This is a genomic window from Bacillus sp. PK6-026 (assembly GCF_054161455.1).
The window spans coordinates 426,102-445,815 of record NZ_CP096418.1 but is presented as its reverse complement, the minus strand read 5'-3'; the positions used below and the strand labels follow the sequence as shown (position 1 = coordinate 445,815).

The following is a 19,714-nucleotide window of genomic DNA, read 5'->3' as shown; positions in this document are numbered from 1 at the left end:
TATCAATTAAGAAGTTTTATTCTTATTGTAAATATCAAATGCAACGGCAATCAGAAGGACGAGGCCTTTAATTGCTTGCTGCCAGTCAATGCCCAGACCGAGCAGCGACATACCGTTGTTCATGACCCCCATGACAAGGCCGCCGATGATGGCCCCGCCGATCGTGCCGATTCCGCCGTAAGCTGAAGCACCGCCGATGAAGCAGGCCGCAATGGCGTCAAGTTCAAACAGGTTTCCTGCTTTCGGAGTGGCCGCGTTTAAACGGGCGGCAAAAATCAATCCGGAAAGAGCAGCTAAGACGCCCATATTGACGAAAACCATAAAGGTAAGCCGTTTTGTTTTGATTCCTGAAAGCTCGGCTGCTTTTTCATTGCCGCCGATTGCGTAGATTCTCCGCCCGATGACGGTTTTTTTCATAACGAATGTATACCCGGCGATTAAGATGAACAATGTGATCAAAATGAGAGGTATGCCTTCGTACGTCGCGAGAATGTAGGTAAAAAGGTTGATAATGGCGATGATAAAAAACACCTTAACTGCAAACAGACCTTTTCCCTGCAAGTCAAATTGGAATTTCTTCTGCATGTTTCTCTGCTGAAGCTGATACACGAGATAAAGAATCGACACTCCCGCTCCAGCGACAATCGTCGTCATATGGAGCGCGCCTCCGTTCAGCCAGTCCGGGATAAAGCCGGACGCCATTTTTTGAAAGGACACGGGAAATGGAGCGATCGATTTCCCCTCAAGCACGATCATCGTGAGTCCTCTGAACAATAGCATTCCCGCCAGCGTCACGATGAAGGCCGGAATCTTGACATAAGCGATCCAAAATCCCTGCCAGGCGCCGATTGCCGCTCCCAGAAGCAACGACAGAACGACCGCCGCAAACAGCGGCATATCGTTTTCGATGATCATCATCGCGGAGACGGCGCCGACAAAAGCGGCGACTGAACCGACTGATAAATCAATGTGTCCCGTAATGATGACGAGCATCATCCCGATGGCTAAAATGAGAATGTAGCTGTTTTGCAAAATCAAGTTCGTAATGTTCAGCGGCCTCAGCAAAATTCCGTCTGTCAGTATTTGAAACAGCAGCATAATAAACACGAGCGCAATGACCATGCTGTATTTCCGGATGTTCTGCTTATACATGTCGCGAAACAGCTGAAAGTAACCGGGCTGAGCGCGGTCTTTATCCGTTTGCACCGGTGTCTGCATACGCCTCTCCCCCTCTCTTCATGCGGATGGTCATATATTTCATCAGCTTCTCCTGATCAGCTTCTTCTTTGGAAAATTCAGCGGTGATTTCCCCTTCACACATCGTATAGATTCTGTCGCACATTCCCAGCAGCTCGGGAAGCTCCGAAGAAATCATAATAACCGCTTTACCTGCTTCGGCAAGCTGATTGATGACGCCATAGATTTCGTATTTGGCGCCGACATCGATGCCGCGCGTCGGTTCATCCAAAATTAAAATGTCAGGCTCCGCAAAAATCCACTTGCTCAGCATGACCTTCTGCTGGTTGCCTCCGCTTAAATTTCCGGTCCGCTGGCCGATGTCGGGCGTCTTGATGTTCAATTTCCTGCGAAAATCCTCCGCTTCATGTTTTTCGCGGCGCTCGTCCATCACCAATCGGCTCGACACCTTCTCCAGTTTGGACAGCGTAATGTTTTCTTTAATGCTGTCATCCAGAATCAGACCGTTTCCTTTCCGGTCCTCCGTCACATAGACGATGCCGTTTTTAATGGCTTCTTCAGGGTGGCGGATGTAAAGCTCCCGCCCGTCTTTTTCGATTGTGCCGGAGATGTTTTTTCCGTATGATCTTCCAAAGATGCTCATCGCCAGCTCCGTCCTTCCGGAGCCCATCAAGCCGGCAATTCCTGCGATCTCGCCTCTTTTGACGGAAAGGGCCGCCGTGTTTACCACTTTGCGGTCCTGTTGAAGAGGATGATGAACTGTCCAATCCTTCACTTCAAAGATGACGTCCCCGATCTTGGCGCTTCTGGCAGGATAGCGGTTTTGCAGCTCCCTGCCGACCATGCCTCTGATGATCCGGTTTTCGGTCAATTGCCCGCTTTGCACATCAAGCGTTTCGATCGTCTGTCCGTCTCGGAGCACGGTAATCGAATCTGCGACGTTCGTAACCTCATTTAATTTATGGGAAATCATAATTGAAGAGATCCCCTGTTTTTTCAGTTCGAGTAAGAGCCGCAGCAGATTCTCGCTGTCCGCTTCATTTAAAGCCGCAGTCGGTTCATCCAAAATCAAGAGCTGCACCTTTTTTGCCAGCGCTTTGGCGATTTCAACAAGCTGCTGCTTTCCGACGCCGATTTGGGAAACAAGCATATCCGGAGATTCATGAAGCCCGACTTTTTTCATTAACTCGAGCGTTTCCAGCTTCGTTTTTCGCCAATTGATGACGCCGCGGCTCGCCTGTTCATTGCCCAAAAAAAGATTTTCCGCAATGGAAAGCTGGGGGACGAGCGCCAGCTCCTGGTGGATGATGACGATCCCCGCTTCCTCGCTTTGCTTAATATTTTTGAATTGGCATACTTTCCCTTTATACAAAATGTCGCCCGTATACGTACCGTACGGATATACACCGCTCAGCACCTTCATCAAAGTCGACTTGCCCGCCCCGTTTTCACCGCAGAGGGCATGGATTTCGCCCGCTTTAACGCGGAGGTGGACATTGTCGAGCGCTTTGACGCCGGGAAACTCCTTCGTGATGCCTCTCATCTCCAAAATGCAATCGGACATCGGATCACTTCCCTAATTCCGATTCTTTATAGTAACCGCCGTCAACGAGCACTTTTTTATAGTTCTCTTTATCGACGACGACCGGCTCAAGCAAATAGGACGGAACGACCTTCTCTCCGTTGTCATACGTCTTTGTGTCATTGACTTCCGCTTTTTCGCCTTTTAAGACGGATGTCGCCATCTCAACGGCTTTTTTCGCCAGCTCTCTCGTATCTTTGAAAATGGTTGAGGTCTGCTCCCCTTTAATGATCGAGTTCACGGAAGCAAGCTCCGCATCCTGTCCCGTCATAACCGGCAGCGGCTTCTTGTCCGATCCGTAGCCCGCACCTTTTAAAGAGGAAATGATTCCGATGCTGATCCCGTCATACGGTGAAAGCACCGCATCAAGCTTCGCTTTTGTATAATGCGCGCTCAGCAAATTGTCCATCCGGGATTGTGCGGTTGCGCCGTCCCACCTGAGCGTCGCACCTTGCTCAAATGAAGTCTGGCCGCTCAATACCTTTAATTTGCCCGAATCGATATAAGGCTTCAAAACAGACATGGCGCCGTCAAAAAAGAAATGCGCGTTGTTGTCGTCGGGCGATCCTGCGAACAATTCGATGTTGAACGGCCCTTTTTTGTCTTTTAAGCCAAGCTTTTCTTCAATATATTTCCCTTGGAGTTCTCCGACTTTATGATTGTCAAATGTCGCATAATAGTCGACATGTTTGCTGTTCATAAGCAGCCGGTCATAGGAAATGACTTTAATATCCTGCTTATTTGCTTTTTCAAGGACGTCGGTCAGCGCTTCCCCGTCAATCGAAGCAATGACGAGGACATTGACGCCTTTTGTAATCATATTCTCGATTTGTGAGACTTGGTTTTCAACGACATCTTCCGCATACTGCAGATCCGTTTTATACCCGAGTTTTTCAAACTCTTTCACCATATATTTCCCGTCATACACCCAGCGTTCCGATGACTTTGTCGGCATTGAGATTCCGACGTAGCCTTTGTCTCCACCTCCGCTCGCCTGATTCCCCGAACAGGCGGAAACAATAAGACAGAAAAGCATTGCAGTGATCAACAGCCAGCATTTTTTCATGCTTGGTATCCCCCTTTTGATTTCTCCCATCATGAATCATGCCAACTGTACCATGTCTTTCGAAGGTCCGTCTTTTGAATTAATTAACTATTTTTATAAAAATCAGACTTTTTTAAAGCGCTTACATTACAATTTTCTCCCTGTTCGTTCAATTCCCGACATGCGTCGGTACTGATTGGGGGATACTCCCATCGTTTTTTTAAATACAGTGCTGAAATAGTGCTGTGTATCATACCCCGTTTGTTCGGCAATATCGTGAATCGAAAGAGGGGTTGTCTCTAACAGGTGAACCGCTTGGTCTATGCGCATCTCGGTCAAAAGCTGAACAAATGTCATGCCGAGCTCCTTCTTCATGATCCTGCTCAAATAGACGGGCGAGACTTGAAGCGCATCCGCCGTCTGTTTTAAAGAAAACTCCCTTTCAGTGAAATGCTTTTGCATATATTCTTTGGCCCTCGTGACAACCGGCGAGATATTAAATGCTTTCGAGACTTGCTGTCTGCAATGCTGATAGCATTGCGCAGCTGAGCGGCCGTTTTCAGCAAGCTTCGCGAAGCAGACGGCGGCGCTTGCCTGCATTTCAGCTTCGATCATCTCTGCAAGCGCCTGCTGTTCAGCTTCTGTAACAGAACGCCACAGGCAGGCGGCGATCAGGCGGTCTCCGTCGAAAAAAACAGCCTTATCCCGTTCAGCGACAAAGAAGCGTTCTACTTTTTCTTTCAGACTGTCGGCTTCAAACGGCTTGTTCCATACATGCCCGGCCGCGATGACACCGAGCGTCTCAGGATAGCGAGCCGGCAGACGGAGGCATTCGAGCTGCCGGTAAACGTCTTCTTCCACTGCCCGGCCTTCGATCCAGCTTCTGAAAACATGCTCTTTCAGAAGGCCGAGGTTTTGTTGAATATGCTGCTCGGCAAGCTTTTGCTCGCTGAGCTTCTTTTTTTCAGCTGCCAGCGACAAGCTGATCTTTTCGAGCACTTGTTCCAGATGAGCGGGATCGACCGGCTTTAACAAATAATCATCGACATTCAGCCGGATTGCTTCTTGCGCGTATGCAAACTGATCGTAGCCCGTCACGATGACAAAGCGGCACTGCGGCAGGGCGCCGCGGAGCTTTTTCATCAGCGTGATTCCGTTGACGATCGGCATATTCAAGTCGACAATCAATAAGTCGATGCCGTGTTTGAGAGCGAGCTCAAATGCCTCCTCGCCATTCTCCGCTTCAGCCGACACCGACATTTGATAGCGCTCCCAAGAGACGGCATCCCGTATTCCTTCCCGAATCCACGGTTCATCATCGGCAATCAGTACGCGCCAACATTCACTCAAGGCTTGTTCCCCCTTTTGTTAAGATTGGGAGCCGTATTGTGACGGCGGTTCCGGCTCCTTTTCGGCTTTGAACCGTTAAACCGTACGGCTCGCCAAATGTAAGGGCGATCCGTTCATGGACGTTGATCATGCCGTAGCCCGCTGTATCGTCCCTGTGTTTGAATTGATCGGTTATTTGCTTTATCGTCTCTTCATCCATTCCGGCTCCGTCATCCTCGATTTTGATAATCAGCGAGCCGTCTTCCTCCATGCCTTTGATCGTAATATGACCCGGCCCCTTTTTTTCTTTAATTCCGTGATAAATCGCATTTTCGACAATCGGCTGAAGCACGAGCTTTAATATCAGGCGGTCGTCACAAAGTCCGGTCATTTCGATTGAGTAGTTTAATTTATCGCGGTATCGCGCTTTTTGGATTTTCAAATAGTTTTCAACATGTGCAAATTCATCAGACAGCGGAATGATATCTTTCCCTTTGCTCAAGGAGATGCGGAACAGCTTGGATAAAGCCTGCACGAGACCGCTGACCTCTACCGCTCCTTTCTTCCTCGCCATCCAATTGATTGTATCCAGCGTGTTGTAGAGAAAATGAGGGTTGATCTGCGCCTGCAGCGCCCTTAATTCGGCTTCTCTTTTTTGGCGCTCTTGTCTTTCTGTGACCGACATCAGCTCCCTGATTCTCATCATCAGGCGATTGAAGCTTTTTCCCAAAAGCCCGATTTCATCTTCCCTTTCCTCCTGATAAAATGTTGAAAAATTCCCGCTTTCCGCCGTTTTCATGACAGCATTCAGCTTCAAAATCGGCCGCGACATGGAATGGGACAAATAATAGGAAGCAGACATTCCGAGAAACGCCGCCGTCAGTAAAAACAAAAGCACATACAAGTGGATTTCCTTCACTTCGAATACGGGTTCACCCGCTTTAAAAACGCCGACCGTTGTCCAGTTCGTAAAGGAAGACGTCTCATAAATGAATTGATATTCCTCTCCCTTGATCCGCTTCGAAAAATATCCGGACCGATCTTGACTGAACCACTTTTTCGGCAGAAACAGCTTTGAGGTCTCCGGTGCATAAATATTGCCGCCATTTTCATCCATGATCATCAAATAACCCGTTTTCCCCAAGCGGATATTTTTTGTCGCTTCTGCGAGGACGCGCAGCTTCAAATCGATGAGCAAAACACCTTTCACACGCTGTGTCTCAGGATTGATAACAGCTCTGACGGCAGAAACGACCTCGTCTTCTCTGTAGTGCACATGGCTTCTGATATTCCGGTTGACAGGCTTTCCGATCATCTTGAAAATCCCTTCATTAGCTACAGCCGCCAGATACCACGGTTCTTTTGTCAAATCTGTCGGCGTCCGTTCATACATCTCATTGCTGATCATCTCACCCTTATCATTGACGACGAGAATGCCCGCGGCTTCGGAATATAAAGAAGTCAGGCCCTGCAAAAACGTCCTTCGCTTATAATCCGCCTCTCCATCCTCCTTTTCATGATTAAAAAATGCTTCCATTTCTTCATTCATTGATATTAAATATGTCAGGTTTTGCATGTGGCTGACATATACTTCAGCCGTCTTGTTCACTTCGCCGATCAGCTGCAGTGTTTGGTCGATCACCTGTTTTTCAATAATATTTTCAACGGCCCATCCCGATAAAATGCCGAGGCCGATCGTCGGCAGCATGCTGATTAGTAAGAGAAGGCTGATCAGCTTATGACGGATCGGCGCATTGTTGATCAAACGTTTAATCATTCGCATAATAGGCTGCCACATTTTCTTTCGTTATGATCGTAATGCCTGTATCGATCGCTGCCGGAAGCGGGCGTTCATGCTTCAAATGGTGATTTGAGAAAAACAGCATGTGCAGCGACCAATAGCCCATTTGCCATGTGTCCTGACCCATTGTCGCGGAAATCGACCCGCTTTTGATGCCGTCCAGCGTTTTCTTGTCTTTATCAAAGCCGATAATACATACTTCCCTTTCAAGTCCCGCCGCCTTCACAGCCCGGGCCACACCGTTCGCTCCATTGGCTTCTGTCGTGAAAATCCCTTTAATGGATGGATTTTTTTCCAGAATCTTCGCTGCTTCTTTTTTCGACGTCAGCTCATCCCCTTTTCCGTCCAAAACCGCGGCGACCTTCATGTTCGGGTATTTTTGCTTGATCGTTTGTTCAAAGCCCTTCGTCCTTTCCTGGTGATTGTACTGCCGCGGCTGGGTAATGATTGCGGTTTCTCCCTTTCCATCTAAAAACTCGGCCATTCGCCTTGCGGCCTCAGCACCCGCTTTCATATTATTTGTGCCGACATATGTAGAGGCTTTGCTGAGCGGGGCGTCTGAATCGAATAAAACGAGCGGAATACCCTGCTCATGCGCCTTGTCAATGACAGGGTTTAAAGCTTTGGGATCTATTGCCGAAAGTGCGATCCCCGCCGGCTTTTTTGCAATGACCTGCTCGAGGACGGTCGTCTGCTCATGGACATCATAATGGGCCGCCCCCCGATACTCGACAGAGACGTTGAAAAGCTGCGCGGCATCCTCAAAGCCTTTCAGGCCGCTCTTCCAATATTCGATTCCCGATTGAAACGTGACCATCACATATTTTTCGGACAGACTTCCGGCCGCCGGCCTTTTGCTTGCTTCTGTAGATCCGGTTTTATCGCCCCGGGAGTAGTCGTAGACATACAGAAAAAACAAACAGAGCATCACGGCATAAACAACTAACAACTTCTTCATCTTCATCCCCCTGTTGGTCAGAGGACAAGACAGCGTTTACAATCTATCATGAAGTATATATTTGGCCGCATATTTTTCTTAGAATCCAGCTGAGGCATCCTGACAGAAATTTCGCCCGTCCCCTTTTTCATCACAAACAGACAATTTCCCCCCTTGTTTATATGAAATATCTAATCTATTTGACATTTTGCCCGAAAAACCTTGTTTAGTGTTCGACAAGATCGCCTCTTTCTTAAAATTACCTTAAAGTTTGTGAAACAAAAAATAAATATCACAAAAAACACAGCCCTAAGAACCATGCCTTTTGTCCTTGAAAGAAAATGGAGAAATGTGCAAAATCGCAGTCATAATAAGGAATCCCCTGCTCCACCGCTTGATTCGATCCTTTAATCACGGTACATTTTTCCTATTCAACTCATTTATACCATGTTGTAACATTAATAAGGTCCTTTAATGAACGGACCCCAACAGGTCATTTGAATCAAATTTTCCGGGAGGTGGCAGTAACATGATCTGGGAAAAAACAGTTTTATACGGGCTGCAAGGTACACTTCTCATCAAAAAACAACAGCTCGAACAACTGAAAAATTGCCAAACTGAATTAGAAGCAGATAAAAAGGAATTTGACGATTCAAAAGACAGCATCAAAAAGCCCGAACTGTCGCCGACAACATGGCAGGGCAGCCTTGCTGATTCTTTTAAAAATGTCAGAAGCGATATGAAAACGGCCTACAATGATATTTGCGGAAAACAGTTAAATGAAGTGTTTAAACAATTAAAAGAGAAAATCTCTTCCTTAAATGATGACATTGATTCACTAGGTAAGGATATCAGCTCATTAAAAACGAAAATTGAAAAGCTGGAAAAAGAAGAAAGAGAAGCCCGCCGATAAAGGAGTGATTACGATGGGTCAAGAAATCAAAGTCAAAACAGGCGAAGTCAAACAGGCGCTCTCGAAGCTGAAGCATTCAGCCCAAGCTGTAAAACCGAACGTGCCGACAGATATCAGCGGCAAAAACAACCTTGACGTCGTCAAAAAAATTGAAAGCATGAACAAAGATTTGAAAAGTCTGACAAAATCATACGCTTCGGCTCTTGCCAAACAAATTGCGCAAACCGAACAGGCTGTCAACGCCATAAAAGACGCCGACAAAAAGCTGTCGTCATCGATCAAAGCCAAGTAGAAGGAAGGGACTACGCATTGAAAACTCTAGATGTTCAGGCTTTTCAAACCGGCCTAGACAAAACGCTGACCGAATTAAAAAACCAGACTGACGAGATTTCAAAAGTCAAACAAAGCGTCAAAGGTCTCACCTCCCTTGACGACGCCTTAAAAGGCGCGGGCGGTGAAGCGATCCGCTCGTTCTATGAAGAGTGCCACACCACTTTTCTTCTTTTTTATGAATCTTTTATTTCCGACTATAAAGGACTTTTAGAAAAGACGAAAAGCGCACTTCATTCCCTTGAACCGAACCAAAACGGCTTTATCTCGCAAAGCTTTCTTGAAAACGAACTCCATGACGGCGTCAGTCAAGCCGAATCGCTGACAGGCAGATTGACGTCAAAAGCCAATATGACTATTCTAACGGTCAAAAACATCGTCGACCTGCCCGACCTCGACGATTCAGCCGTCAACGAAAACGCCAAAAAAGCCCAAAGACAAATCAGCGAGACGCTTGAAAAGCTTCATACTTTTGACCGCGAACAGACAAATGCGCTAAAAGCAGCGAGGGATGACCTCGACACAATGAAGCAATACATCCAGCAGCTGGAGAGGATGTATACGGGGCCGAAGATTGAGATTCAAAATTACTCTTCCAGTGTTTTAAAAAAAGAACCTGCAATTCAAAACCTGTTTAATGAATTGCAGAAAAGGAATACTAGTTCAACTGAAATTGATAATATTAAGAATGGTAAAAAGTCGAACACTGTAAAAGAGTTTTATGGTATAGGTAATACATCAAGTAACGAGAAAGTTGACGGAGAATTTAAAACAGAAGTAACAGGGGGATTTGGGTATTCTGGTGCTGGAAATGCCAGTTTTAAGTATTCAAGAAAAGATTATGAAGTTGATATGAATTTTGATGCAAGTATTTTAGATACAAATAAAGGTTTTAAAGATAAAGGAGAAGATGAAAAAGAAACTTATTTTCAGTTGGGAGACGTCGAAGGCGAAATCAGTGTTCCATATCATCCAGATAAATTTGTAGACAATTATGCTACAAACAATTTCATGGGTGCTAAAGGAGAAGTTAATGGAATAAAGGCAAACTTCGATCACGAAAATTCACCTGTGCGTGTTGGTATTGATATCGGTCATGCCGAGGCAGGTGCAGGTATAGAAGACTATGGAGTCGGCATAGGAGCTTCGGCAAGCATTGCAGACGCAGAAGTCGTTGTCAGCCCATTTAACTGGAACGGCTATAAACCTCTTGAAGAATGGTTTGGCTGGGATTATAATCCGTATATCGGTGTTGAATTTACTTTTGGAGGAGCAGGTGTTGAAGCTAAACTCGGGACAGAAACTGAACTTAAAGTCGCCGCCGGTGTGGGCATCGGTTTAAAATTAGGAGCCGAAAAAGACGAATAGGAGGCTTTTTATGAATCATGGAAAGGATTTTCTAAATAAAAAAATAAATGAAGCTATGATAATCTTCACTATTTTATTCCCTGTAGTAGGTATCTTTTTTGTCATCATGGCGATATGGGGCCTAGCAGAACAAGCGCCTTCAGAGATTCCATTTGCAATATCAGTTATTAGCATATTCTTTTTCATTTTTCCAATCATCTTACATATTTACAGAAAAAAAATTTGGCTTAAAAAACATCCTGAATTACAACGAAAAAATGGAAAATCGGAGGAATAAGCATCATGTTTAACGAAAAAAAAGACGAAGAACATATATCTGAAGATTGGCTTCCTATCGGTACAGTAGTGAAAATCAAGAGCGTCCGCAAACCTGTCATGGTTTATGGAAGAAATCAAATTCAATCATCCAGCCAAAAAAAATTCGATTATGTTTCAGTCCCATATCCTGAAGGCAATATTACCGAAGACTACAACCTATTCTTTAATCACCATATGATAGAAGAAATCCTTTACATGGGCTATGTAACAAATGAAGAACTCAACTACAAAAAAACTTTAGGTCCTAAAATGCACGATAAGGAGATTTAACATTTGGAAATTTGGAAGAATTACAGAAAAAAGATAGTCATATTCATCTACTGCTTTTTTACATTTGGAATAGGGTTTAGCGCTGTAGTCATTCCTGATATACCATGGAGCGAACGACTAGGTTTATTTACCATTCAATTTGTTATGTTGAGTATAGTTATCTTTATAGGTTATAAGATATGCAACAGAATTTTCTTAGGGAGTTTCAAATAGGTAAAAAAATATACAAACATTGTACAATTATTAATCAATCACACTAATAAGTAAATGTTTTCCGAAAGCATCTCTCCTGGGATGCTTTCTCTTATGTTCATTTTCAACACCGGAGGAAAGACAGCTTGCTTAAATTGAAAGATACTATACTATACAAAGATTTACCTACCAATATTCAGTCTCATTTGACAGCTCCCATCAGCCGGGAAACGAAATGGGGAATGGCGTGTTTTATCGTGTTGATGCTGGATATTTTAAGCATATTACCTGTGCTGGTGAACAAAGTAGATTTTTTCACATTCGCCGCTGTTCCTGTTGCTATCCTGATCAATATATGGATGATCATCATGAATACCAAAAGCATGACCGGATATCATCATCACCTTCAATATGTTCGCTTTATGGGCGTATCATTCAGCGGTACGTCATATTGCCAGTTGATCACAGCGCAAAAAATGATGGTTTCTGCTATCGGTTTTCATGTACCGCTGATCAGTCTGTCATTATTCATTTATGCCGCCGTTATTTTCCTCATCATTCGGTATTATTTGGTTGTTTTCCCTGATTCTAAAAAAGGCAAAAGGGAGACAGCAGCTCCGACAAGGATGCTCCTGGCAGCTGTTCCGGCAGGCGGTTTTGTAATAAGTCATGCCGTTTTGCGAGTTTCCGAGTCTGCCGTTTATTTGTTGATGAGTACCGTCTATCTGCTTATGGCTTGTTTATTTTCTATGATGGGGGTCAAATTCATCCACAAATACTTCTTCATCAAAGCGAATCAAGATATCATCAGACAGCATAGGATTTAAGGCACAAGGAGAGGTCATGTTTGAAAGGCAGAAATAAAATCATTCTCTCAGTTTATTCCCTACTTGCAGCAATCATTATTTTGACCGGCCTTGTCAAACCTTCAATGAACTGGAAGGAAAAGCTTGCCGTCATCGGCTTTATGTTCGTTTCAATTTCTTTATTCGCCTTCATCACTTATGTGTTCATAAATAAGCCGAAGAAAGATCAAAGCGCGCCCCGATGCAACATCGTCGCGAAAATCTTTTGGAAGAAATACAGAAAACCGTTCATGCTCTCTTTCTACTTCGTCGGCATCCTGATTGTGGGAACATCCGTGTTTTTCATGCCCGAACTCTCACTCGCTTGGAAATCCGGCGTGTTTGCAATTTTGTTTGCCGTGATATCTGGCGGCTTTTTTACTGTTTATCAAGCGGCGAATCAAATGCTGAACCGGTCTTATTTGGAAAGAATGCCTGACGAAGAATGAGAAGCTTTTTTTAGCAGAAAAAAAAACGCTGGAGTCCGCCATTCATAAAGGAGTAATGATGTCACCAGAAACTTTTGTTGAATATACCGAATATTTCATCGCCGGTATGTTGGCCGCTCATTTCGCTTACAGTTTGGGTTTTTTAATCATTGCGAGTCACATGATCATTGAATATGAAAAAATGGTCTTTTTAAAACCTGAAAAATGGTCCCATAAAATCACAAATACATTCGTTTTTCTTCTTGTCGGAACCGGTTACTTTGTTTACAAACGGCTATTAAAATACAACTGGTTCCTGAGAAAACTGTATTTCGCCCTCTATCTTCTGGGCAGAGGCATTTTAAGCATCATCATCTTTTATATTTTTTCTTTTCTGATCCATCTCATTTTCAGCGTTTAAATCATTTACGATTGGAGAGATCCGAATGTCTAAATTTCTACAAAAACCAAGAAACAAAGCTATCTTATCCGTCTACCTGTTTTTCGTTTGCGGCTCCGTTCTCAGCTCTGTTCTGAATCCGGTGATGAGTCTGGGAGAAAAGCTGTTTATCCTCTGTTTTAATATTTTCTCGGCAACTTTATTCGCATTTCTCATTTATGTGCTGCTAAATAAACTGATGAAAGATGAAGACCGCAAACATCCGGCAGCCCCCGAAAAAAACGGGATTAATCAAGTAATTTGGAAAAAATACAAAAAGCCGCTGATCCTGTTTGTTTATTTTGGCGGCGTGTTTTCCGTCTGCGCTGTTATTCTTCCTATGTCGATATATACCGTTGCTGAAAAGCTCGTGATCCTTTCGATCGCGATTATTTTTATTACAATTGGCTGTATCTTGGCTTATAAAGTGACGAATAAGATGCTGCAGAAATAATTGAAAGGACCATGGTTCGCCATGGTCCTTTTCTTCAGTTCCTCAGCTCCTCCAGCGTCTCTTCCCACCGCCGCAAAACCGCCGCTTCATCCTTCAGCTCAATCTGAACGCCGGAGATGATATCGGCGTATTTTGCGATATCTTCCCGGGCCGCTTCGACGGTGCCGGCGAAGCGCGCTCTCGGGTGTTTGGCGTCTTTTAATTCGGGCAGTTTCTTTAAAGACAGCCGCACATAATGTGCTTTGCCTTTCCAGCAAGTGACGAAGAGCGCCCGGCCTGTTCTCGCGATGTTCGCGGATGTCGTTGTGCCTTGCCAGAGAGCCAGGCGGATGTCGGTTTTGTTCAAGGCGAGGATTTCGCCGGCGCTGATCATCGCTGTGTGCGGCCAGCCTTCTTCTGTGACGGTCTGGAGCATCATCGCTTCGCGCCGCTTTCCGGCGAGTTTCTCTCCGTTTAACAGCTGAAATAATTCGTTTGATAGCTGAGCCATGCCGGATGCCTCCCTTTAGATTTTCCGATCTGGAACCGCTGGCACTTGTACGGCTGTTTCGACTTCAGAAGGGTCGATTTTAAAGGCCGGATTGTATTTTTCAGGATTTGTGATCGTCTCCGGCTCCGATGATCTCCAAGTGAAAAAGCAGTGCTGACATTGATAAACTTCCCAGGCTCCTTCAACGGGTGACTTGCTGACGGTTTCCGCTTTTTTTAATTCGCAGCGCGGACATGTATGCATGATGAAACACTCTCCTCTTTTATTGATTTAGCAGATTCATTAGTTTCGCTTCCCACTCTTTCGTTCCTATAGGGGAATCGAGCGGTTGTGAATAGTGTCCTCTTGTTTCCGGGGCCACAGGTGTTGTCGCGTCCAAGATCATTTTGTGGGTGATTCCCGCCGGTTCAGAACCCGGGTCAAGCGCCAGAACGGATAAATCCGGGATAATGACTGCATCGTGTTTTGGATGCATTTTCGTTGAAATGGCCCACATCACTTGCGGGAGATTAAACGGATCGACGTCTTCGTCAACGAGGATCACCATTTTGCAGTAGCCGAGGCCGTGCGGCGTCGTCAGCGCGCGCATACCGACAGCTTTGGCGAATCCGCCGTAGCGGCTTTTCGTTGAGACAATGGCGATCAAGCCGTGTGTATACATCGCGTTTACCGCGACAATTTCATTCGAATAGGCCTCTTTTAGCTGCTGGTAAAGCGGCACACATGTATTAATGCCGACCATGTAGTCAACCTCAGTCCAAGGCATGCCTAAATAGAGGTGTTCAAAAATCGGGTTGTTGCGGTGGCAGACGCGCTTGATTTTGATGATCGGCATGCTTCTTCCGCCTGAATAGTGGCCGGTAAACTCGCCGAACGGGCCTTCATACTCGCGTTCGCCCGCCAGGATCTCACCTTCGAGAACCACTTCCGCGCCCCATGGGATATCTAAGTTAGACAGTTTTGATTTGACGATTTTATAAGGTTCACCTTGCAAGGCCCCTGCCATTTCGTATTCTGATTGATCGTATAAGAGCGGTGTGGATGCCGCCGTTGCAATGACCGGTTCGCAGCCGAGCGCAATCGTGACAGGCAGGTTTTCGCCGCGCTCTTCAGCCTGACGCAGGTGGATTGCAATATCATGCTGCGGGACGGGCTGAATGCCGAGACGGTCTTTTCCTTTTACCTGCAGTCTGTACATGCCGACGTTTTGTTTGCCGAAGTGTTCCGGATCCTCGACATCTCTGGAAATGACGCATGCCTTGTCTAAATAAAAGCCGCCGTCGCCCTGATTGATGCGGAAGAGCGGCAGAATGTCAAACAGGTTGATGTCTTCTGTGATGTCGTTTTCGTGAAACGGCGCTGTCTCCTCTCTTTGCACTTTTACAGGAAATTGATCATAGCGGCGTGCGAATTCAAAGAACTGTTCTTTGACCGGCGTGTCTTTCGGAAGGCCGAGCATTAACGCGTGGTTCGGCCAGGAGCCGATGACATTCAGGGCGATTTGGGCATTGTTATAGCCGTAAATGTTGTTGAATAAAAGAGCGGGTGATTTGTCTCCGAGGTTATTGGCGGCGCGTGCAGCGGCACCCAAATCGGGTTCCGGCTTCACCTCTTCCTGAACTTCAAGAAGCTGTCCTTCTTTTTTCAGCGTGTTTAAAAAATCTCTAAAATCTTGATAAGCCATTCTGTTATCCTCCTTATTTCTTCTGTTTCATTCCTTCCCAGCGCTTCGCTTCAGACAGATGGATTCCAAATTGGTCCAGCGTCCGGAATACGATATGGTCGACCATTTCGGTCAGATTTTGGGGATGATTATAAAAAGCCGGCATCGGCGGCAGGATCACCGCGCCCATTTTTGTCAGCTCAAGCATGTTTTCAAGATGAATCTGGTTCAGCGGCGTCTCCCTTGTTAACAGCACAAGCTTTTTCCGTTCCTTCAGCATGACGTCCGCCGAACGGGTCAACAGGTTATCCGCCATACCGGTGCGAATGCCCGCCAACGTCTTCATGCTGCACGGTGCGACAATCATTCCGTCCGTTTGAAAGGAACCGCTTGAAATGCGGGCCGCCTGGTCTTTGTGGGAATACGTAAAAGATGCGAGCTTTTCTACGTCTTTCATCGTATATCCCGTTTCGTGCAGAATCGTTGCCGCTGCCCACGGAGAGATGACTAGGTGTGTCTCTGCGTCGGTTTTCTTCAGCCACTCCAGCATCCGCACGCCAAATATCGCGCCGGTCGCGCCCGTAATTCCGACGATGATGTTCATATGCGCCCCCCTTTCCCTCTTGGTGCTTCAGTTAAAATGATACGCCTCTATTTACCATATTGAAAATATCTGTTAAATCTACATATAATACTTTAAAGGTATAAAAAGGAGTGCCGAGAAAATGGATATTCGCCAGTTAAAGTACTTTGTTACGATCGCACAGGAAGGAAAGATTACAACGGCGGCGAAACGGCTTCATATCGCCCAACCGCCCCTCTCCAGACAGTTGAAGCAGATGGAAGAGGAGCTCGGAGTCGTTTTATTTGACCGGAACAAAAAGAAAAACCTGACGCTGACCTATGAAGGAGAAGTGTTTTTGAAAAGAGCAAAAGAAATCCTGCACAAGCTTGAGGATTCCATCTTGGAGGTTCGGGAGCTGCGTGAAGAAGTCAACGGAACCCTTGCCGTCGGTTCAACGATTTACTGTGCGGCTCTATTGCTCTCAAAAGTCTCGAAGATCAGGGAAATGTACCCGAATTTAATGTTTAACATTTGGGAAGGTGAGCCTTCACGGCTGAGCGGGCTCTTGGAAAACCGGCAGATCGATGCGGCGGTCACGACAACGCCTTTCCACAGCAAAAATATCGAAGCAAAGAGCCTGCCGGAGGTCCCATGCAAGCTCGTTCTTCCGGGGAATCAGTCGTATGGCTTAAAAGGGGAAGCCGGAATGAAAGAAATTGCCGGTCTGCCGCTGATTCTGCTCAGACCGTCGCACGGAAAAGGGATTTATGATGAGGTCGTCCATCACTTTCACTCATTGGACCTTGAGCCGAGGGTCGTCTGTGAGTGCCATGATTCTACAACGCTCCTCAGCCTTGTCACCTCGGGATTCGGAGCAACGATTCTGCCGCTGTCCATGCTGCCGGCGCATTTTGCGCGTCATGTTCAGACATTGGAGATTCAAGACAATCCGTTTATTCTGCAGCCATCTGTCGTTTGGCGGGCCGGCAGTTTTCTGCCGAAGCCCGTAAGAGAGTTTTTGGCTTTATTTTGATAATAAAAAAGAAAAGGCATCATGCCGATGCCTTCTCCTTTTCATTGGTTATAGCAGCTTCTTCCCTAACAGCGATTCGATCAGTTCGACGGCCGCCTCACCGGTTTTATTTTTATGATCAAGTATCGGGTTGACTTCAACAAACTCGGCAGAAGTAATGATATCTGCGTCATAAAGCATTTCCATCGCCAAATGGCTTTCCCTGTAGCTGATGCCTCCGACGACAGGGGTGCCGACTCCCGGAGCGTCGCTCGGATCAAGACCGTCCAGATCGAGGCTCAGATGAATCCCGTCGCAATTTGCTGACAGATACTCGATCGTTTCCTCTATCACCTTCGTCATGCCAAGCCTGTCGATTTCGTGCATGGTGTAGACTTTCATGCCGGTTTCACGGATATATTTGCGCTCTCCTTCATCAAGCGAGCGCGCACCAATGATGACGACATGCTCCGGCTTGACTTTCGGCGTATAGCCGTGAAGGTTGACCAGCTTTTCGTGGCCGACACCGAGACTTACCGCCAGCGGCATACCGTGGATGTTGCCTGACGGCGATGTCTCCAGCGTATTTAAGTCGCCGTGTGCGTCATACCAAATCACGCCGAGTTGTTGATAATGCTTGGCTACCCCCGCCAATGTCCCGATGGCTATGCTGTGGTCTCCGCCCAACACGAGCGGGAAGCGGCGCTGCTCGATGACATTGTCGACGATATCAGCCAGCTTGCGGTTTCCTTCGAGTACGGAAACTAAATTTTTCAGCCCTTCGTCTCCTTTTGGCTGATCGCGATTGATCGGCACATCGCCCAGATCATCGATATCATAGCCAAGCTCGGTCAGACGTTCCACGATATGAGCGTAGCGAATCGCGCTCGGTCCCATATCCACACCGCGCCGCGCCTGTCCCAAGTCCATCGGCATTCCAATCAGAGAAACTTGCTTATTCATCAATAACCACCTCATCGTTTGTTTTGTTTTGATAGATCAATGCTTCTTGTCGCTCAAGACCCTGGCGTTTTTTCACAAATACGTGATAAACAAAGTAGCAGGCCGACATGAACAAAATCCCGCAGTACAATGCCATCCTCTGCTCTGAATCAAAGGCAAGGCTCACAAGAACGGCGCTGTTTAAAATAAATCCCGTCAGCGGCAAATAAGGGTAAAGAGGCGTTTTAAATTTCAAGTCTTCAACCTTACCGCCTTCTTTAACATATCTTCTGCGAAATAGCAGCTGTGATACCGTAATCGTGATCCAGCCGACTTGTGCGCTTAAACCGGCTAGAGACAGAAGCCAGATGTAGAGCGTTTCCGCGGCAACTACGCTTGAGACGAGGGACAAACCCGCAAAACCGAGCGTGATCCACAGCGCATTCATCGGGATCCCTCTTTTATTGACCCGGCTTAAAGCCTGAGCGGCCATTCCTTCTTTCGCAAGGGAGTAAAGCATCCTCGTCGATGCGTACAAACCCGAATTCGCCACCGATAATAAAGCAATTAAAATAACAAAGTTCATCAGATCGGCGGCATACGGAATGCCAATTTGTTCAAATACGACAACGAACGGGCTTTCAACAACCCCCGCTTTTTCCCATGGAATCAACCCCGCCAGGACAAATACGGACAGGCCGAAAAACACAAGTGTCCGCCAGACCGTCTGTTTGATGGAGCGGGGCACCGTTTTTTCCGGATTTTCGCTTTCCCCCGCCGCGATCCCGATCAGCTCTGTCCCTTGAAAGGCAAAGTTGACGGTGATCATCGTGATAAAGATCGCGCCGAATCCGTTTGGAAAAATTCCGTCTCCAATCAGATTGGAAAAGAACGGTGCAGCCTGTCCGTCTTTCATATCGATAAATCCGAACATCGCGCCTCCGCCGAGGATAATAAACAGAAGGATGACGATAATTTTAATGCCGGACAGCCAAAATTCCGATTCCCCGAAGGCTTTCGCCGATAGCGCGTTAAGCGAAAAAAGCAGCAGACCGAAAATCAAACACCATATCCAGACGCCGACATCGGGAAACCACCTTTTCATCAGCTGCCCCGCCGACAGAAATTCCAAAGCAACCGTAACCGACCAGCCGAGCCAGTAGATCCAGCCGACGGCAAATCCTGTGGCAGGCCCGATAAATTTTGTCGCGTACGTCTGAAAAGAGCCTGAAACCGGCATTGCCACTGCGAGCTCCCCGAGGCAAAGCATCGTAAAATACATGATCATTCCGCCCGCTAAATAAGAAAGAATCGCGCCGATCGGCCCGGCTTCATTGATCGTATATCCTGTTCCAAGAAAAAAGCCGGTTCCGATGACGCCGCCAAGCGAGATCATAAACAAATGGCGTGATTTCATCGTTCTTTTCAGTGTATATTGTTCACGGTTTTCATGGTTCAAACCGCCTTCACCCCTTCCGTTTCCATTCTCCCTAATGTCATCTCCCCCTATGACATATAGACTATTTTTTAAATCTTCTGAACATTTTCCTGATATTTCAATTTTTGACAAACTTCGCACATGCGGCGAAAAAAC

The 19,714-nt window shown here is 46.3% G+C and carries 22 protein-coding genes; 10 read left to right on the top strand and 12 right to left on the bottom strand.

Annotated features, from left to right (window positions below):
• Positions 1 to 6: 6 nt before the first annotated feature.
• From mmsB to M1D59_RS02230, 6 genes are all read right to left on the bottom strand, one after another.
• Complete coding sequence (gene mmsB, locus M1D59_RS02255) at positions 7 to 1,218, bottom strand: multiple monosaccharide ABC transporter permease (RefSeq protein WP_020450150.1); 1,212 nt, start codon at positions 1,216 to 1,218, stop codon at positions 7 to 9.
• Entirely contained in the window at positions 1,193 to 2,761 is a 1,569-nt protein-coding gene (mmsA, locus tag M1D59_RS02250; protein ID WP_026580531.1) for a multiple monosaccharide ABC transporter ATP-binding protein, read from the bottom strand. Before mmsA ends, mmsB begins: the two co-directional genes overlap by 26 nt.
• 4 nt (positions 2,762 to 2,765) lie before the next feature.
• Positions 2,766 to 3,845 carry a multiple monosaccharide ABC transporter substrate-binding protein gene (gene chvE, locus M1D59_RS02245; protein WP_458117754.1) on the bottom strand — a complete coding sequence of 360 codons (1,080 nt, stop codon included), beginning with the start codon at positions 3,843 to 3,845 and terminating at the stop codon, positions 2,766 to 2,768.
• A gap of 126 nt (positions 3,846 to 3,971) precedes the next feature.
• Complete coding sequence (locus M1D59_RS02240; RefSeq protein ID WP_448156667.1) at positions 3,972 to 5,174, bottom strand: response regulator transcription factor; 1,203 nt, start codon at positions 5,172 to 5,174, stop codon at positions 3,972 to 3,974.
• Entirely contained in the window at positions 5,167 to 6,930 is a 1,764-nt protein-coding gene (locus M1D59_RS02235; protein WP_458118034.1) for a cache domain-containing sensor histidine kinase, read from the bottom strand. The genes M1D59_RS02240 and M1D59_RS02235 overlap by 8 nt, the downstream gene beginning before the upstream one ends.
• The gene (locus M1D59_RS02230; protein WP_039073192.1) at positions 6,923 to 7,912 is read right to left on the bottom strand and encodes a substrate-binding domain-containing protein; all 990 of its coding nucleotides are present in this window, start codon (positions 7,910 to 7,912) and stop codon (positions 6,923 to 6,925) included. The genes M1D59_RS02235 and M1D59_RS02230 overlap by 8 nt, the downstream gene beginning before the upstream one ends.
• A 508-nt stretch (positions 7,913 to 8,420) precedes the next feature.
• Here M1D59_RS02230 and M1D59_RS02225 point away from each other — a divergent pair.
• The 9 genes from M1D59_RS02225 to M1D59_RS02185 all read left to right on the top strand — a co-directional run bounded on the left by M1D59_RS02225 (position 8,421) and on the right by M1D59_RS02185 (position 13,448).
• On the top strand, positions 8,421 to 8,804 hold the full coding sequence (locus M1D59_RS02225) for a YwqH-like family protein (RefSeq protein WP_003178893.1): 384 nt from the start codon (positions 8,421 to 8,423) through the stop codon (positions 8,802 to 8,804).
• 13 nt (positions 8,805 to 8,817) lie between these two features.
• Entirely contained in the window at positions 8,818 to 9,096 is a 279-nt protein-coding gene (locus tag M1D59_RS02220; protein ID WP_458117753.1) for a YwqI/YxiC family protein, read from the top strand.
• A gap of 17 nt (positions 9,097 to 9,113) precedes the next feature.
• Positions 9,114 to 10,502, top strand: a complete 1,389-nt coding sequence (locus M1D59_RS02215) for a ribonuclease YeeF family protein (protein ID WP_229105607.1) — start codon at positions 9,114 to 9,116, stop codon at positions 10,500 to 10,502.
• A gap of 10 nt (positions 10,503 to 10,512) precedes the next feature.
• Complete coding sequence (locus M1D59_RS02210; RefSeq protein ID WP_026580529.1) at positions 10,513 to 10,779, top strand: hypothetical protein; 267 nt, start codon at positions 10,513 to 10,515, stop codon at positions 10,777 to 10,779.
• A gap of 5 nt (positions 10,780 to 10,784) precedes the next feature.
• The gene (locus tag M1D59_RS02205) at positions 10,785 to 11,090 is read left to right on the top strand and encodes a DUF4176 domain-containing protein (protein WP_035400541.1); all 306 of its coding nucleotides are present in this window, start codon (positions 10,785 to 10,787) and stop codon (positions 11,088 to 11,090) included.
• Positions 11,091 to 11,428: 338 nt separating this feature from the next.
• Complete coding sequence (locus tag M1D59_RS02200) at positions 11,429 to 12,109, top strand: hypothetical protein (protein ID WP_195537008.1); 681 nt, start codon at positions 11,429 to 11,431, stop codon at positions 12,107 to 12,109.
• 20 nt (positions 12,110 to 12,129) lie between these two features.
• Positions 12,130 to 12,576, top strand: coding sequence for a hypothetical protein (locus tag M1D59_RS02195; protein ID WP_035337243.1), 447 nt, complete (start codon positions 12,130 to 12,132; stop codon positions 12,574 to 12,576).
• A 58-nt stretch (positions 12,577 to 12,634) separates the two neighbouring features.
• Positions 12,635 to 12,976 (top strand): hypothetical protein, encoded by a 342-nt coding sequence (locus tag M1D59_RS02190; RefSeq protein WP_023855653.1) that lies wholly within the window; start codon positions 12,635 to 12,637, stop codon positions 12,974 to 12,976.
• Positions 12,977 to 13,001: 25 nt separating this feature from the next.
• On the top strand, positions 13,002 to 13,448 hold the full coding sequence (locus M1D59_RS02185) for a hypothetical protein (RefSeq protein ID WP_231005748.1): 447 nt from the start codon (positions 13,002 to 13,004) through the stop codon (positions 13,446 to 13,448).
• A gap of 34 nt (positions 13,449 to 13,482) precedes the next feature.
• Here M1D59_RS02185 and M1D59_RS02180 read toward each other — a convergent pair whose 3' ends face one another.
• From M1D59_RS02180 to M1D59_RS02165, 4 genes are read right to left on the bottom strand one after another with little or no spacing between them, the layout of a single operon-like run.
• Positions 13,483 to 13,938: a PNPOx family protein gene (locus M1D59_RS02180; RefSeq protein WP_268489793.1), complete on the bottom strand. Its 456-nt coding sequence runs from the start codon at positions 13,936 to 13,938 to the stop codon at positions 13,483 to 13,485.
• 15 nt (positions 13,939 to 13,953) lie between these two features.
• Entirely contained in the window at positions 13,954 to 14,181 is a 228-nt protein-coding gene (locus tag M1D59_RS02175; protein ID WP_020450130.1) for a non-oxidative hydroxyarylic acid decarboxylases subunit D, read from the bottom strand.
• A gap of 19 nt (positions 14,182 to 14,200) precedes the next feature.
• Positions 14,201 to 15,622 (bottom strand): non-oxidative hydroxyarylic acid decarboxylases subunit C, encoded by a 1,422-nt coding sequence (locus M1D59_RS02170; RefSeq protein WP_458117752.1) that lies wholly within the window; start codon positions 15,620 to 15,622, stop codon positions 14,201 to 14,203.
• 13 nt (positions 15,623 to 15,635) lie between these two features.
• On the bottom strand, positions 15,636 to 16,205 hold the full coding sequence (locus M1D59_RS02165) for a non-oxidative hydroxyarylic acid decarboxylases subunit B (RefSeq protein ID WP_020450128.1): 570 nt from the start codon (positions 16,203 to 16,205) through the stop codon (positions 15,636 to 15,638).
• 121 nt (positions 16,206 to 16,326) lie between these two features.
• Between M1D59_RS02165 and M1D59_RS02160 the strand changes: the two genes are divergently transcribed.
• On the top strand, positions 16,327 to 17,199 hold the full coding sequence (locus tag M1D59_RS02160; protein WP_026580522.1) for a LysR family transcriptional regulator: 873 nt from the start codon (positions 16,327 to 16,329) through the stop codon (positions 17,197 to 17,199).
• Between the two features lie 48 nt (positions 17,200 to 17,247).
• On the opposite strand, the gene rocF is transcribed toward M1D59_RS02160, so the two are convergent.
• Both rocF and M1D59_RS02150 read right to left on the bottom strand, forming a co-directional pair.
• The gene (rocF, locus tag M1D59_RS02155; RefSeq protein WP_020450126.1) at positions 17,248 to 18,141 is read right to left on the bottom strand and encodes an arginase; all 894 of its coding nucleotides are present in this window, start codon (positions 18,139 to 18,141) and stop codon (positions 17,248 to 17,250) included.
• On the bottom strand, positions 18,134 to 19,537 hold the full coding sequence (locus M1D59_RS02150) for an amino acid permease (protein ID WP_223254835.1): 1,404 nt from the start codon (positions 19,535 to 19,537) through the stop codon (positions 18,134 to 18,136). The genes rocF and M1D59_RS02150 overlap by 8 nt, the downstream gene beginning before the upstream one ends.
• Positions 19,538 to 19,714: the final 177 nt, after the last annotated feature.